The sequence below is a fragment of the Bacillus sp. NPDC077027 genome, from assembly GCF_050269555.1.
Taxonomy (GTDB): domain Bacteria; phylum Bacillota; class Bacilli; order Bacillales; family Bacillaceae; genus Bacillus.
Genome location: NZ_JBNNIO010000011.1, coordinates 541 through 14,532, shown reverse-complemented (window position 1 = coordinate 14,532; position 13,992 = coordinate 541). Strand labels below are relative to the sequence as shown.

The 13,992-nt window shown below is 40.2% G+C and carries 19 protein-coding genes and 1 pseudogene; 3 read left to right on the top strand and 17 right to left on the bottom strand.

All coding sequences use genetic code 11. From position 1 onward, the window contains the following. Positions 1-348: 348 nt before the first annotated feature. On the top strand, positions 349-1,113 hold the full coding sequence (gene pdaB / locus ACQKEZ_RS19285) for a polysaccharide deacetylase family sporulation protein PdaB (protein ID WP_427303604.1): 765 nt from the start codon (positions 349-351) through the stop codon (positions 1,111-1,113). Here pdaB and ACQKEZ_RS19280 read toward each other — a convergent pair. Further along, positions 1,106-1,708, bottom strand: coding sequence for a KinB-signaling pathway activation protein (locus ACQKEZ_RS19280; protein WP_427303602.1), 603 nt, complete (start codon positions 1,706-1,708; stop codon positions 1,106-1,108). The genes pdaB and ACQKEZ_RS19280 overlap by 8 nt on opposite strands. Positions 1,709-1,798: 90 nt before the next feature. Between ACQKEZ_RS19280 and gerD the strand changes: the two genes are divergently transcribed. Next, complete coding sequence (gerD, locus tag ACQKEZ_RS19275; protein ID WP_427303600.1) at positions 1,799-2,386, top strand: spore germination lipoprotein GerD; 588 nt, start codon at positions 1,799-1,801, stop codon at positions 2,384-2,386. Between the two features lie 42 nt (positions 2,387-2,428). Here gerD and ACQKEZ_RS19270 read toward each other — a convergent pair whose 3' ends face one another. From ACQKEZ_RS19270 to ACQKEZ_RS19260, 3 genes are all read right to left on the bottom strand, one after another. Then, positions 2,429-3,487 carry an Mrp/NBP35 family ATP-binding protein gene (locus ACQKEZ_RS19270; protein WP_427303598.1) on the bottom strand — a complete coding sequence of 353 codons (1,059 nt, stop codon included), beginning with the start codon at positions 3,485-3,487 and terminating at the stop codon, positions 2,429-2,431. A gap of 103 nt (positions 3,488-3,590) precedes the next feature. Beyond that, positions 3,591-4,304: an N-acetylmuramoyl-L-alanine amidase CwlD gene (gene cwlD / locus ACQKEZ_RS19265; protein ID WP_427303596.1), complete on the bottom strand. Its 714-nt coding sequence runs from the start codon at positions 4,302-4,304 to the stop codon at positions 3,591-3,593. Positions 4,305-4,362: 58 nt separating this feature from the next. Further along, positions 4,363-4,806: a DUF2521 family protein gene (locus tag ACQKEZ_RS19260; RefSeq protein WP_427303594.1), complete on the bottom strand. Its 444-nt coding sequence runs from the start codon at positions 4,804-4,806 to the stop codon at positions 4,363-4,365. Positions 4,807-4,959: 153 nt separating this feature from the next. Here ACQKEZ_RS19260 and ACQKEZ_RS19255 point away from each other — a divergent pair, with 153 nt between their 5' ends. After that, positions 4,960-5,529 (top strand): DUF4825 domain-containing protein, encoded by a 570-nt coding sequence (locus ACQKEZ_RS19255; RefSeq protein WP_427303592.1) that lies wholly within the window; start codon positions 4,960-4,962, stop codon positions 5,527-5,529. 39 nt (positions 5,530-5,568) lie between these two features. On the opposite strand, the gene ACQKEZ_RS19250 is transcribed toward ACQKEZ_RS19255, so the two are convergent. The 13 genes and pseudogenes from ACQKEZ_RS19250 to ACQKEZ_RS19190 all read right to left on the bottom strand — a co-directional run. Continuing rightward, entirely contained in the window at positions 5,569-6,399 is an 831-nt protein-coding gene (locus ACQKEZ_RS19250; RefSeq protein ID WP_427303590.1) for a serine hydrolase, read from the bottom strand. Beyond that, positions 6,375-6,569, bottom strand: coding sequence for a hypothetical protein (locus ACQKEZ_RS19245; RefSeq protein ID WP_427303588.1), 195 nt, complete (start codon positions 6,567-6,569; stop codon positions 6,375-6,377). The genes ACQKEZ_RS19250 and ACQKEZ_RS19245 overlap by 25 nt, the downstream gene beginning before the upstream one ends. A gap of 160 nt (positions 6,570-6,729) precedes the next feature. Further along, a pseudogene (locus ACQKEZ_RS19240) lies at positions 6,730-7,135 on the bottom strand (GNAT family N-acetyltransferase); the annotation flags it as partial. A gap of 47 nt (positions 7,136-7,182) precedes the next feature. After that, a complete protein-coding gene (locus ACQKEZ_RS19235) occupies positions 7,183-7,929 on the bottom strand; it encodes an amidohydrolase family protein (protein ID WP_427303586.1) in 747 nt (248 codons plus the stop codon). 95 nt (positions 7,930-8,024) lie between these two features. Next, positions 8,025-8,549, bottom strand: coding sequence for a GNAT family N-acetyltransferase (locus tag ACQKEZ_RS19230; protein ID WP_427303584.1), 525 nt, complete (start codon positions 8,547-8,549; stop codon positions 8,025-8,027). A 335-nt stretch (positions 8,550-8,884) separates the two neighbouring features. After that, on the bottom strand, positions 8,885-9,277 hold the full coding sequence (rpsI, locus tag ACQKEZ_RS19225) for a 30S ribosomal protein S9 (protein ID WP_427303582.1): 393 nt from the start codon (positions 9,275-9,277) through the stop codon (positions 8,885-8,887). A 20-nt stretch (positions 9,278-9,297) separates the two neighbouring features. Then, positions 9,298-9,735 (bottom strand): 50S ribosomal protein L13, encoded by a 438-nt coding sequence (gene rplM, locus ACQKEZ_RS19220; RefSeq protein WP_427303580.1) that lies wholly within the window; start codon positions 9,733-9,735, stop codon positions 9,298-9,300. 161 nt (positions 9,736-9,896) lie between these two features. After that, positions 9,897-10,640 carry a tRNA pseudouridine(38-40) synthase TruA gene (gene truA / locus ACQKEZ_RS19215; RefSeq protein ID WP_427303578.1) on the bottom strand — a complete coding sequence of 248 codons (744 nt, stop codon included), beginning with the start codon at positions 10,638-10,640 and terminating at the stop codon, positions 9,897-9,899. Positions 10,641-10,650: 10 nt separating this feature from the next. Then, complete coding sequence (locus tag ACQKEZ_RS19210) at positions 10,651-11,448, bottom strand: energy-coupling factor transporter transmembrane component T family protein (protein ID WP_427303576.1); 798 nt, start codon at positions 11,446-11,448, stop codon at positions 10,651-10,653. Continuing rightward, positions 11,445-12,314 carry an energy-coupling factor ABC transporter ATP-binding protein gene (locus ACQKEZ_RS19205; protein ID WP_427303574.1) on the bottom strand — a complete coding sequence of 290 codons (870 nt, stop codon included), beginning with the start codon at positions 12,312-12,314 and terminating at the stop codon, positions 11,445-11,447. Before ACQKEZ_RS19205 ends, ACQKEZ_RS19210 begins: the two co-directional genes overlap by 4 nt. Further along, positions 12,290-13,132, bottom strand: a complete 843-nt coding sequence (locus ACQKEZ_RS19200) for an energy-coupling factor ABC transporter ATP-binding protein (RefSeq protein WP_427303572.1) — start codon at positions 13,130-13,132, stop codon at positions 12,290-12,292. The genes ACQKEZ_RS19205 and ACQKEZ_RS19200 overlap by 25 nt, the downstream gene beginning before the upstream one ends. A 119-nt stretch (positions 13,133-13,251) precedes the next feature. Further along, positions 13,252-13,614: a 50S ribosomal protein L17 gene (rplQ, locus tag ACQKEZ_RS19195; RefSeq protein ID WP_427303570.1), complete on the bottom strand. Its 363-nt coding sequence runs from the start codon at positions 13,612-13,614 to the stop codon at positions 13,252-13,254. Positions 13,615-13,690: 76 nt separating this feature from the next. Continuing rightward, the coding region (locus tag ACQKEZ_RS19190; protein ID WP_427303568.1) for a DNA-directed RNA polymerase subunit alpha C-terminal domain-containing protein at positions 13,691-13,992 on the bottom strand (302 nt) is incomplete at its 5' end.

The window sequence follows — 13,992 nt, the reverse complement described above, 5'->3', positions numbered from 1 at the left end:
GCTTGACTGACTACCTATGATGCGAATCATAGGGTTTTTTTATTAAAACTCGAATTAACAGGTACGTTTTGTCTTGTTTAGTTTTCAAAGATCATCTCTGCCGTTCTTAGCGGCTTTAATAATATAACATTTCGCTTCATCTTATGTCAATAACTTTTTTGAAGTTTATTTCCCGAAGCTTTTTTGTTTGTCACTGTATGTCAGCGACGATTAATAATATATCACGAAAACATTCTAATGGTCAATGCCTTTTTAAAACTTTTTTCAAAATAGTTTCTTGCTGCATTTCTTCCTCTTGTCCCGCATAGAATCAACTAACAATCATGGACAAGGCAGGAGGCATTTCAATTGAGTCAATTTTACGTGTTGCCCATTAAACGGCTGAAACAAGTTCTCATCATCCTAATTGCAGCACTCGCAACAGCAACATTTTTTTATGTCCAAAAAGCTACGCCGCTTTCTGTATTCAAAACAGAGAATGGACCAAGGGCCATTTATAAAGGAGAAGCCTCTTCAAAAACAGTCTCCTTTACCTTCAATATTGGCTGGGGTGACGAAAAGGCCGTTCCGATCTTGAACGTATTAAAAGAATACGATATAAAGAACGCTACCTTTTTTCTCTCTGCTTCTTGGGCAGAGCGCCACCCAGATATCGTAAAAAGGATCATAGAAGATGGACATCAAGTCGGCAGCCTCGGCTATTCCTATAAAAACTATAACCAGCTTGAAGAAAATGAAATTAAGCGCGATATTGTCCGGGCACAAAATACATTTCAAAAACTAGGGCTTGATGATATTCAACTATTGAGACCACCGACAGGACAATTTAACAAAACAGTATTGAAAATTGCAACACAATATGGCTACACCGTTGTGCACTATAGCATCAACTCACAAGATTGGCTGAACCCTGGCGTTCAACAAATCACACAGAACGTAAATGATCGAATTAAAAACGGTGACATTGTTTTACTACACGCTTCCGATTCAGCCACCCAAACCGCACAAGCACTTCCCGCAATGATCAAGCATTTAAAAGATAAGAAATTAAAAAATGTCACTGTCGGCGAACTTATCTCCAATACAAAATCAAAATCAGCCGAGGTTAAGTAGCCTTTGTCTTAGAAAATAATGGCATTGCTAACAACTGAAAGGCGTTGCATCCTAAAAGCGGGAATAACATTAAATAAAGCCAGTCCTCTTCATTTACTCGTAAAGCCGGAAACCATTCCATTGAAGTGATGACGACCATGAGAAATAATGCAGAGATAAACGTTTTTTTAGAGGACTGCCGTTGTTTGAAATAGGCAACAATGACAGCAAAAATCCCAATGAATATCGGCAATCCCAAATAATGAAAGAATGACTCCCCTTCTCCAAAAAACAAAAAGCGCAGATAAGCCAAGTCACACAATACAAAAATCACAAGGAATAGCTGAATAGAGTTCCACAAGGATTGTGATCGAAATATTTCAAGTGCAAATCTGTGTACTGTCAGAAACACAACAAATCCCATTTGACTAATTACACTGAAGATCATTCCCACACCGATAAACCAAAATAATACCGAAGCGATCTCCAAAAATTCAAACGCAGCAAAAAGCTTCTGATATTTCCCCCACTCCAATGCAAAACCTACAACGCTTGTAATGACCGCTCCTACTGCAAGCACCGAAAAGAAAAAACGAACTAAATCCCGACTTTTCATTGAATTGATCCAACCCCTATTTTTGTTATGTATAAATTTACGCAAAAAATTCATATTAAAAGTAAGACAAGTAACGAAAGGAGCCACAGCATGTCAAAAGGCATCTTGCGTATCATAAGCTGTTTTCTTGTTTTATCTCTAACAGCTTGCGCTCCAAAAAACCAATCCTCATCTAATATGGACTATGACGAAACAAAGAAAATGGTCGTCGATATTTTAAAAACAGATGACGGTAAAAAGGCCATTCAACAGCTATTAAATGACGAGGCAATGAATGAAGCTTTGGTAATGGATGAACAAACTGTCAAAAAAACCATAGAGAAAACGCTCACTTCTGATAAAGGCAAAGAGTTCTGGAAGAAGGTCTTTGAGGATTCTAAATTTGCCGAGAGTTTTGCAAAAACCATGCTGCCGCAGCAAGAAAAAATGCTGAAACAGTTAATGAAGGATCCTGACTATCAAAAAATGTTGATGGATGTGCTAAAGGATCCCGAAATGGAAAAGAAATATGGAGAGCTTGTCAAAAGCCAAGAGTTCAGAAAGTATTTAGAAAAGGTCATTTCTGAAACATTAAAGAGTCCTCTTTATAAAAAACAATTTGAAGATCAATTAAAGAAAGCAGCCACCGAAAGTAATAGTAATTCAGGTTCAGGCTCGCAAGGAGGCAACGGTAGTTAAACCATACCCGAGTGGAACGGATTCCGCTCGGGTTTTTATGAACTAGGCATTTACAGATAACCGCTCTATCACTTTACCTGCAATGTCTTGATACACTCTTCCTGTCGGATGGCTTGCATCATAAACAGATGGAGCAAAATCTTGTTCATTAAAGTCCGGCTGTCTTAGAGGAATTTGTCCAAGCACGGATACCCGCAACTCTTCAGCTAACTTGTCGCCTCCGCCTTTTCCAAAGACATACTCTTTTTCCCCCGTTTTCTTGCTCTCATAGTAACTCATGTTCTCAATGACTCCTAATATTTCATGATCTGTTTGGATTGCCATTGCGCCAGCTCTCGCTGCAACAAATGCAGCTGTCGGGTGTGGCGTTGTGACTATAATTTCTTTACAACTCGGCAGCATTGAATGAAGATCGAGTGCAACATCTCCTGTTCCAGGTGGAAGATCTAAGAGTAGGTAATCTAAATCGCCCCATTCGACTTCATGGAAAAAATTATTCAACATTTTACCTAGCATTGGCCCTCTCCAAATAACGGGTGCATTTTCTTCAACAAAAAACCCCATTGAGATCACCTTTACACCGAAACGGTCAACAGGTATTATTTTTTCCCCTTTAACTGTCGGCCTAACGGTAATACCCATCATATCCGGTACACTAAAACCATATATATCCGCATCGATCAGCCCTACTTTTTTTCCAAGACGGGCAAGTGCAACAGCAAGGTTGACCGAAACTGTAGACTTACCAACTCCGCCCTTTCCACTAGCAATAGCTAAAAAGACTGGAGGGTTCTTTGTATTGAGTAATGTCTTCTCCTGTGAAGGGGATGGCAAGAATTTCTCAATGGTTTCTTTAGGCAACTCTTCAAAACGGAGACCTACCGTTTGTGCCCCTTCCGCTTTTAATACTTGTACAATATCCTGCTGAAGCTTCATTTGCTCTGCTGTGCCTGTTTTCGCAACGGCAATCTTCAAACTAATATGCTCTTTTTCTGGCTTAATGGCGATTTCCTTAATGGCATCCAACTCACCGAGCGGTATATGAAGGAAAGGTTCGTCCATCTTCCCAACTAGTTTTCTCACATCATTCTGTCCGATCATCGTAGAACCTCCCCCTTTATTGAATTCGTTTACAATCCAAGTATATCATACATATCCTTACAATGTCTGTGCTCTTTGCCCCTAGCCAAAATGAAAAAGCCTCTTATTCAGGAGGCTCTTTTTGCTCTGTCAAATACCTTAGTATTCCTTTGTAAATGGATGCAGCAATTTGATCTTGATAGGTGGGTGTTGCAAGTTGTCTGGCTTCCTTTGGATTAGACAAAAATCCAATTTCAACAAGTGCTCCTGGTTTGGTGACATTTTGCATTAAATAAATGCCGTTAATTCGTTTGGCTTTACGATCTGTATTCTCGAGATTGTTTCGGAGTTCATCTTGAATAAATTTGGCTGCCTTTTCATTCTCTTCATACTTTCCGTAAAAAAAAGTCTGTGCACCACTCCATTTGTTTGAAGGAATTGCGTTTAAATGAATACTTAAATAAAAATCTGCCTCAGATTCATTAATCATTTTCACTCGATTTCGCAAATCCTCCGCTTTTTTTCGTGCATATCCCTTTGTATTTTTAGATGACAGGTCAGAATCGTCTTCTCGTGTCATCAGAACAAGTGCCCCCTGCTCCTGCAAGTAGTCACGAATTTTCTTTGACACATCAAGTGCAATTTCCTTTTCTAGTAGTTCACCACCTACCGCTCCACCATCTGGTCCACCATGACCAGGGTCCAAGTAGATGATTTTCCCACTAAGAGGTAAGTTCCACGACTTCCATGAATCATCATTTAAAAATTGAAATTTGAATAGAAATAAGAGGACAATGAATCCAATTAAGAAACCCGCCCACTTCAGCTTTCGTTTCATCCCTTTCCCTCCCATACACCATTATTTTATAGATATGGGACAAGGGCTCGAAATATGCTTAGTGCAAACGAAGCTTGTGTCTTTTTTCTGATTCACTAAAGCCTTCCTGCCACCATGTATCCAAAAAGCTCCTTGCATACTGAAAGAGAAATGACTCTTTGGCTTGTATTTGAAACATGCCCGCCCACGCAATTAGACAATCTGCTAGCTCAATAATTAATTCTTCCGCTTCTTTGTTTGCCCGTCGTTTGATGTCTTCAAAGGACTCCCCATTTTTACTCGATTCCCCATATCTTCCTCCTGCCAGATAAGCTTCGATCGCAAAATCAATGCAGCCATCACTTATAATACCGGCTGGATCATCCGCAAAAGGAAAAACCATTTTCGATAATTTTTCAGAGGATAACGTGACTTTCTGAAGAGACAACGTTCGTAAAAGCTTCTTCTCAAGCATGACATCCCTTTTCGTTTTAAGTTGGTAAAAAGAAAGCACTTCCGCCATAAACTGAACTCCTTTTTTCTTGTATTGTTAGTTGGTTTGAATAAATCATGCAGTTCAGTAAATGGAAATTGAGAAATCAGAGGTCAATCGGAATGCAAAATGGTGATAAAATGGATTTGTGAAAATAGAAACAATAGTAAAGGGGCAAAATAAATGAAGAAGTGGATGTACATCCTACTACTAATAACCGTTATCCTATCCGCATGCAGCAGTCAAGTCAACGAAAAAAAGAGCGACATCAAAGGAATAGAAGACATTCCCTTAAAACAACTCTCCAAGCACAAAAACACTTATCTTGGTGATAACTCAGCGATTCACGAAATTTTATCAGACCTTCCTGGCGGCGTGATTCGTGAGTTCGAAATCGTCGATGGAAAAGCATTAAAAGTGACGTATGGTATCAAAGAGAATGCCGATTACACCGAAGAACAATTTGACACATTCTGGTTTGATCAAAAAAATACCGTTGAAAAAACGTATTTATACAACGCAATGGCACTTTTTATTCTTGTCGATAACGCTCAAAAGGTTACCCTCAAGATGAATTCAGACGACGAGCCTTCCGTCACTTTCAAAAGACAGCAACTAGAAAAAAAGTTGCCTCATTCATTTGAGGAGTACAAAGACAATTCAAAGCTTTGGCAGAAGGAGCTTGTAGATGGAGTAGTGAAGTCAAAAGAGAAACGCCAAACTTTGTACAAAGTGTTTCCGATGAAGAAATAATAAAAACAGAGGGGAGTCTCTCCTCTGTTTTTTTGATGGTTATGTATTTAAATCCCGTATCAATCGTTGTCGAAAGGTTCGATCCATTGCTACGGTCACCATAAATTCATTAAAAATTTCTCCAATCCAGTGAGAATTCTTTGCTTTCGGGTCATTGATAAAAAGCGAAATGGAAATAGACTCTGTATCCGTTTTTCGATATAAAGCGGATGTGAACACAAACAGCGTCGCTCCCCCTTTATACCAAACATATTGATCTGATTCAGTCTTTACTGTTTCCCCCAGCACAATTTGGCTAAAAAGACTTTTTTCTTCAGTTGTTAACAGCTCATCATGCAGACGTTTCATAAAATGTGCATATTGATTGGTCGTAGACTTCGTCAGCTTTTGTGTCAGTAATGATTGAATACGGAAACTTAATAAGTTCTTTTTCTTCATCTTATCTTCTAATGCCATTTTTCGCTCTGAATCATTTTGCATGATCTCAAAGATCTCGTTCATCAAAGTTTGGTATTGCTCATTAGATACATTGTTCATTTTCCTCATTGCATCCCGCCGATGATTAGATACATAAGCTGACCACAAAAGCTTTGGCGAAAGCGGCATGAGTTCATCATGTTCTGTAAGACCTGCTTGTTTCATCCGATCATTGATCTTTTCTAAGCCAAGTCGGTCAATCAAATAATCTGTACAAGCATTCGAACTGACTTGCATCATCCCTTTTGCTACATCTAACAACGACGCATGCTCAGAAAAACCATTGACCTCCATCCAGCACTTATGTGCACCCCCGTCTGTTCTATCAATATAAAACCGCTCTACATCAGACAACGCCACTTTTTCATCTAGCTTGACTTCGCCGTTGGACACAGCTTTAACAAAATGAAATAAAACCACGCAAGTGGTGTTTTCTGATCACCATTCCAATTGAACACAACATCATCATTTTCGATGATTGTGACTGATACGTCCTTTTTATTTTTTGTGACAAATGTCAAAAGATCTTCTTTCGTTTTCTTCATATCTCTTTTATACAACAAGACTTGAATCACCACGTAAAGTATCACTACACCAATGACAACTTAGGCCGATTTTGAGTAACATGTTTCTCCTTTCCAGATAACTGAGGATTCATACATCTAATATAACAATTATTTCAAATAAAGGTACAAAGAAGCAGAGGTGTTTGAATCCCTTTGCTTATTTATGGAGAAGATGCAGCTTCATTCCATCGTGCGTAGCTTCAAACCCTAGTTTTTCATAAAAACGGCGTGCATCAGGTCTCTGACATCAGGTCTCTGTTTGTCTGTTGTCAGCTGTACCATATGACATCCGCGGTCACTGACGCGTTGAATGACCCATTTTATCAACATAGTGCCTATCCCTTTCCCTCTATGCGATGAAGCTGTAAGAATTCCTTCTATTGATGCTCTCCATCCTCCTTGATGTGTAAGAAATGGCGTCATCGTTAATTGGAGAACACCTACTGCTTCTTCACGATCACAAGCGACAATTAGTTCAATATTTGGATCAGCATGAATCGAATGAAGGGCTTTGATATAGCTTTCTAATAATGGATTAGTGTACGCTCTCTATTTTGACCTAACATGGCAGTTGATTCAAATCCAATGAGCGCGAAACGGAAAACATTGATCATTTGCTAAAATACCAATTAAGTGCGTTCTCATATAAGATTTTATCAGCTGCTTTTTCATCAAAAAGCTGTTGAATCAATTCAACATCACCGTATTCAAATGGCCGCTTCGCTCTTGTGGATGGAAGGTCTGTACCAAACATCAATGCATCAGGATTCGTTTGGTAGATAGACGTCAATACATGTTCAATATTTAAATCGACACGCCCAAAGCCTGTTGCTTTCACGCGAATCCCTTTGTCAACAAGATGCAGCAAATGCGGCAACCCTTCTTCCGATAACCCTAAATGATCAATTGAAATCGCAGGCAGCTTTTCAATCGTAGATGAAATGTCAGGCAGGTGCTTAGCATCTATATAGAGCTCACTATGCCACCCCGCCAGCTCATACACCCTTCTCGCAAAATAATCGAGCTTCGATATATCTTCCGAACCGCCTCGCTTCACGTTAAAACGTAATGCTTTCACCGCATGACGATGCAATTGAACAATTTCATCATCAGTTACCGTAAAAGGTAATTGTGTAACGCCGCAAAAAGCCGGTCCCATTTCATCTAGCGCCTTCAACAAATAGCCTTGATCAAAGCCCTGAAATGACCCCGACACAATCGCTCCACCTACAATCCCCAAATCAGCCGTCTCTTTTGTATAATCATTCACCAGATAAATCGGCGGTGTATACCCTTGGTTTTCTTGAATGGGAAAATCAAAATCAATAATATGAAAATGTGCATCAAAGATCCTCATGCCCGCGCCCCTCTTCTGCTTGTTTGACCTGATTATATCAACAAAAAATAACAGGATATGTTGAATGATGAATCGCTTCATATCATCAAAACTCATCAATCACTCTTCACGAACCATTCCTCTTGTAAGATCGCATAGTAAAACTCATCCCACCACTCATTTCCTTGTGGTATACACTTTTTAAAATAACCCTCTCTCCTCATCCCCATTTTCTCCATCACTCTCCACGATGGAATATTTTCAGGCTGACACGTGGCTATGATCCTATGTAAATTCATTGTTTTAAATCCATGCTTTAATACGGAATATGCCGCTTCGGATGCATAGCCGTTGTTTTGATATTTAGGGTTGAATACCCACCCAATTTCATATGTGTGATCACCAAAATATGGATGAAACACCATATGACCAATTAATGTATGCTCTTTTTTTAATACTACAGCGAAATTCTTAGCATTTTCTTTACTATTGTCTTTTACAAATTCCTTTGCATCTTCTTTAGAAAATACACCTTCTGGAATATACTTCATCACATTAGTATTAGAAGTATATGCATAGACGCTTTGCCAATCATCATATGTAAATTTACGAATGATACACCTTTTTGTTGTTAGATTCATATGACACCCTCCATAAAGACACCTTTTTGTGATTGTAAAAATAATGAAATAATTGATAGTATTTGCTTTACCACCAAAAGAGAGCGGTTACATTTTAATTTTATTAGCTAATGGTGTAGCAAAGTTTTTGAACACACGACCTTTCACGGTCTATGTGAATTGTTTTTATCTGCTCTTGCTATAAATATTGTATATGTATCCAAGCGGTTGAGACAAATAAATATCAAAAACATACAAAATCACAAATAAAAAAGCACCAGCAAGATGCTGATGCTTTTGTTATGTGGTTTGTCTGCAACAAACCTTTGTAAAACGTCCATACAATATAAAATTGATTAACGTTTTGAGAACTGAGGTGCGCGACGTGCGCCTTTAAGACCGTATTTCTTACGCTCTTTCATACGAGAGTCACGAGTAAGAAGTCCAGCACTTTTAAGTGATTGACGGTACTCAGGATCTACTTCAAGAAGAGCACGAGAGATACCGTGACGGATTGCACCGGATTGACCAGCGAATCCACCACCGTGTGCAGTTACGATAACATCGTAGCTGTTTGCTGTTTCTGTGATGTTCAAAGGCTGTTTAATGTCTTCGATTAAAGCAGCGAATGGAATGTAATCAGTAATTTCACGATTATTTACAACGATACGGCCTTCACCTGGAACTAAGCGAACACGTGCTACAGAACTTTTACGACGACCTGTACCGTAATATTGAACCTGTGCCAAATTGTTAACCTCCCTTTTAATTAACCGCGAAGTTCGTAAACTTCAGGTTGTTGTGCTTGGTGTGGATGCTCAGAACCACGGTACACATTTAATTTTTTGAACATTTGACGGCCGAGTGGACCTTTTGGAAGCATACCTTTAATTGCAAGCTCCAACATTTTTTCAGAGTAGTTTGTACGCATCTCAAGAGCAGTTCTTTGTTTCAAACCACCTGGGTGCATAGTGTGACGGTAGTAAATTTTGTCAGTCAATTTCTTACCAGTCAATTCAATTTTTTCAGCATTGATAATGATCACATGATCACCAGTATCAACGTGTGGTGTATAAGTTGGTTTGTGCTTACCGCGCAAAAGTGATGCTACTTCAGTAGATAGACGACCTAAAGTCTTACCTGCCGCATCAACAACTAGCCATTTGCGCTCAATTGTACTTGCGTTTGCCATTGGTGTTGTACGCATGAATTTCCCTCCTAAATAAATCAATCTTTTTCTTAGAATCTAATGCTACGTTCTATTTCAAAACACAATAAGTTTCCGGGGCTTATCGTGGGGATGAAATACATACCATATGATATCTTATAACTTTCTGCTTTCTGTGTCAAGAACATGTTACACCTGGTTTAGTTGTCATAGAAAACTTCCCATAAATATAGTCCGTGACTAGGAGCAGTCTTGCCTGCCGCTTCGCGATTTCGGGCGGCAAGCATTTGTTTTACTTCCTCAGGGCGAAATTTACCAGTACCTATTTCAAGCAAAGTGCCGGCAATAATTCGCACCATGTTGTAAAGAAAGCCATTCCCTCTCACACGCATTTCAAGCCCGTCTGACGAGTATAACCACTCCAGAGCATAAATAGTCCTGACCTTGTCTTCCACCTCTGTATTCGCCGCACAGAAGCTTGTGAAGTCATGTGTGCCTATCAAGTAAGAACAAGCCTCCCTCATCAACTCCATATTGAGCTCATAAGGGTAATGACAAGCGTAATGTCGAGTGAACACATTTTGATGCTTTTCTGTCGATACAACATAACGATATTCCTTGGATACAACGCTGAATCTCGCGTGAAATGAATCATCTACTTTCTCTGCCTTCAAAATACGAATGTCGTCAGGAAGTAAGCTGTTCAAGGCGAAAGGCCATTTTTCCATCGGAATTGTAAGTGGGGTTTGGAAATGAACCACCTGCCCCTTCGCATGAACGCCGCTATCTGTACGACCAGATGCGACAACAGGTATCGGTTCTATTTGCTTATGCATTCGTGCCAAAGCCGCTTCCAGTTCAGCTTGGACGGTTCGTTGCTTCGGCTGCACCTGATAGCCTTTAAATTGTGTACCATCATAGGAAACTGTAAATTTCACCTTCACTTAAGCTCACCTAATTTCGTAAGAACACGAGAAGTGCCGTTAAAATGATAAACGAGAATAACGCCATTGTATCCTTCAGTCCCCATATGAGCTGACGATACTTTGTCCGCCCTTCTCCCCCGCGATAGCCTCTAGCTTCCATTGCAGTCGCAAGCTCTTCTGCACGTTTAAATGCACTGACAAAGAGTGGGACAAGGAGAGGGACAATCGCCTTTAATCGATCCTTAATGGGGCCACTCGTAAAATCTACACCTCTTGCCATTTGAGCCTTCATAATTTTATCTGTTTCCTCAAGTAATGTTGGGATGAATCGCAGGGAAATAGACATCATTAGAGCAAGCTCATGTACCGGTAGCTTCATTTTACGAAATGGGTGCAACAACTTCTCCATTCCGTCTGTGATCTCAATTGGGGTCGTCGTTAACGTGAGAAGTGTTGTCATCATAATTAAGTAAACAAATCGCAGAGAAATGAATATCCCTTGTCTTAGTCCCTCTTCATATATGTTTAGAAATCCAAAATGGAAAAGCAATGCGCCACCCTTTGTCATGAAAATATGAAGAATAAATGTAAAAAGAACAATCCAAAGAATTGGCTTCATTCCCTTAAGGATAAAGTAAAATGGAACCCTAGAGATGGATACGACCAAGAGTGTGAATACACCTAAAAGCGCATACGTCACATAATTGTTAGCAAAAAAGACGATAAAGACAAAAAAGAAAATAGACAAAAGCTTTGTCCTCGGATCAAGACGATGGACAAAGGATGTACCTGGCACATATTTGCCAATAATCATACTATCCATCATGATGACGTTTCCTCCTGAAAGAGTGCTGTTAAGGCTTCTACCATTTCCTCCATTGTTAACAATGGGTTAGGAAAAGTCATTCCGAGCTTCTCTTCTATGGCTTGCTGAAACTTAATCGTTTCTGGTAGATCTAGTCCAAAGGATGACATTTCTGTCCGATCCGTAAAAAGCTCTCTTGGTGACCCAGTCGCCTTAACTGTCCCTTTATGCATGACAATCATTTGATCAGCATAATGTGCGGCATCCTCCATACTGTGTGTCACCAATATGGTTGTCAGGTTCGCCTTTTGATGAAGATCATAAAACATGTCCATGATTTCTTTGCGCCCGCGTGGGTCAAGACCTGCTGTCGGTTCATCTAGTACCAGCACCTCTGGTTCCATCGCCAATACACCAGCAATCGCCACTCGTCTCATTTGACCTCCACTTAATTCGAAAGGAGACCTTGACAGTAGCTCCTCTGGCAAACCAACTAACTTTAGCATCGCCTTTGCTTTTGCTTCTGCCTGTTTTTGAGGGACACCGAAATTCATTGGACCAAAACAAATATCCTTTAGAATGGTTTCTTCAAAAAGCTGATGCTCAGGGAATTGAAAAACAATTCCTACTTTTTTGCGAAGTGTCTTAAGGTTTTTCTGCTTTTTATTCGCCTCTAATACGATATCTCCTAGCTCAAGGCTCCCTTTTGTTGGCTTAATCAGTCCATTTAAGTGCTGGAGCAAGGTAGATTTGCCAGAACCCGTATGACCAATCACGGCGACATAGCTACCCTCTTTAATTGAAGCATTGACATCATACAAAGCGAGACGCTCAAATGGCGTTTTCATCTGATAGCGGTGCTCTAAATCTTTGATCGTAATGTCCATAGCTCTTTCACCAATCCTTCTTGTGTCAAATGGGCATTTGTTACTGGTACACCTTGTTCCTTTAATTGCTTGCTCAAACGGTAAGAAAACGGAAGATCAAGACCGATCTCTACTAGCTGCTCATCAAGCTGGAACACTTCCTCAGGTGTTCCCTCTGCAAATTTCTTCCCCCCGTTCATGACAATGACACGGTCTGCTTTTGCAGCCTCATCAAGGTCATGAGTAATGGAAATGACGGTCACTGTTCCTTGCTCCTTTAACAATCTGACCGTTTCCAGTACTTCTTCTCGTCCGATCGGGTCTAGCATTGATGTTGCTTCATCCAAAATCATAATGTCAGGGCTCGCGGCTAGTACACCTGCAATAGCGACTCTTTGCTTTTGACCGCCTGATAGATGGTGCGGCTCTTGATCAAGAAATTCCTGCATATTGACCTGTTTCACAGCCCAATCTACACGTTCTACCATCAATTCCCGCTCAACCCCGTTATTTTCTAAACCAAAAGCCACATCATCACGAACCGTTGAGCCCACAAACTGGTTATCTGGGTTCTGAAAAACCATTCCAATCTTTCTTCGAATATCCCAGACTGTTTCCTCTTTCAGCTCAATATCTCCGACTTTGACAGTTCCGGCATCCGGTAAAATTAACCCATTGAGCACGCGAGCAAGCGTGGATTTCCCTGAACCGTTATGACCGACTATGGCAAGCCACTCATTTTGGTTTACTTGTAACGACACTTGATCTAAAGCAGGCTTGTCTGCATCCTTTTGGTAACGAAATACGATATCCTTTACATCAATTAATGTCTTACCCATCTCTGCCGGACCTCCTCTCAGCTCATTCTCTTCTTCTGTATAAAAAACCGTAGTATCTAAAAAAGGGCATAGATCCAGTTATGAACTGTCCCGCCCTTTCTTAGATACACGCTATGTGATTAAACTAATTCAATGACAGCCATTGGTGCGCCATCGCCGCGACGAGGTCCAAGCTTCATGATACGAGTGTATCCACCTTGGCGATCTTCGTAGCGAGTTGCAACGTCTGCGAACAATTTTTGAAGTGCATCTTGGTTTGTTTCAGCGTTAGCTACTTCATTGCGAATGTAAGCTGCAGCTTGACGGCGAGCATGAAGGTCTCCGCGTTTGCCAAGAGTGATCATTTTTTCAACAACAGAGCGAAGTTCTTTCGCACGTGTTTCAGTTGTTTCAATACGTTCGTTAATGATCAAATCAGTTGTCAGGTCACGAAGCATTGCTTTACGTTGCGCACTAGTGCGTCCTAGCTTTCTGTATCCCATGTGATGTCCCCTCCTTAATTAGAGATGCTGTTATGAATAAAAAACACACGAAAATCCTAGTTCACAATGAAACTAGTCAATCGTCTTTACGAAGACCTAGTCCAAGTTCTTCTAGTTTCGCTTTGACTTCTTCAAGAGACTTACGGCCAAGGTTACGAACTTTCATCATATCCTCTTCCGTTTTATTAGCAAGCTCTTGAACAGTGTTTATACCAGCACGCTTCAAACAGTTGTAAGAACGAACAGAAAGATCTAGTTCTTCAATCGTCATTTCAAGAACTTTTTCTTTTTGTGTGAACACAGAGAAACTAGAACGATTCGCATTGATTCCTAAGGAAGAGATCACGCTCGCAGAAGAACTGCTATATGATACAAATG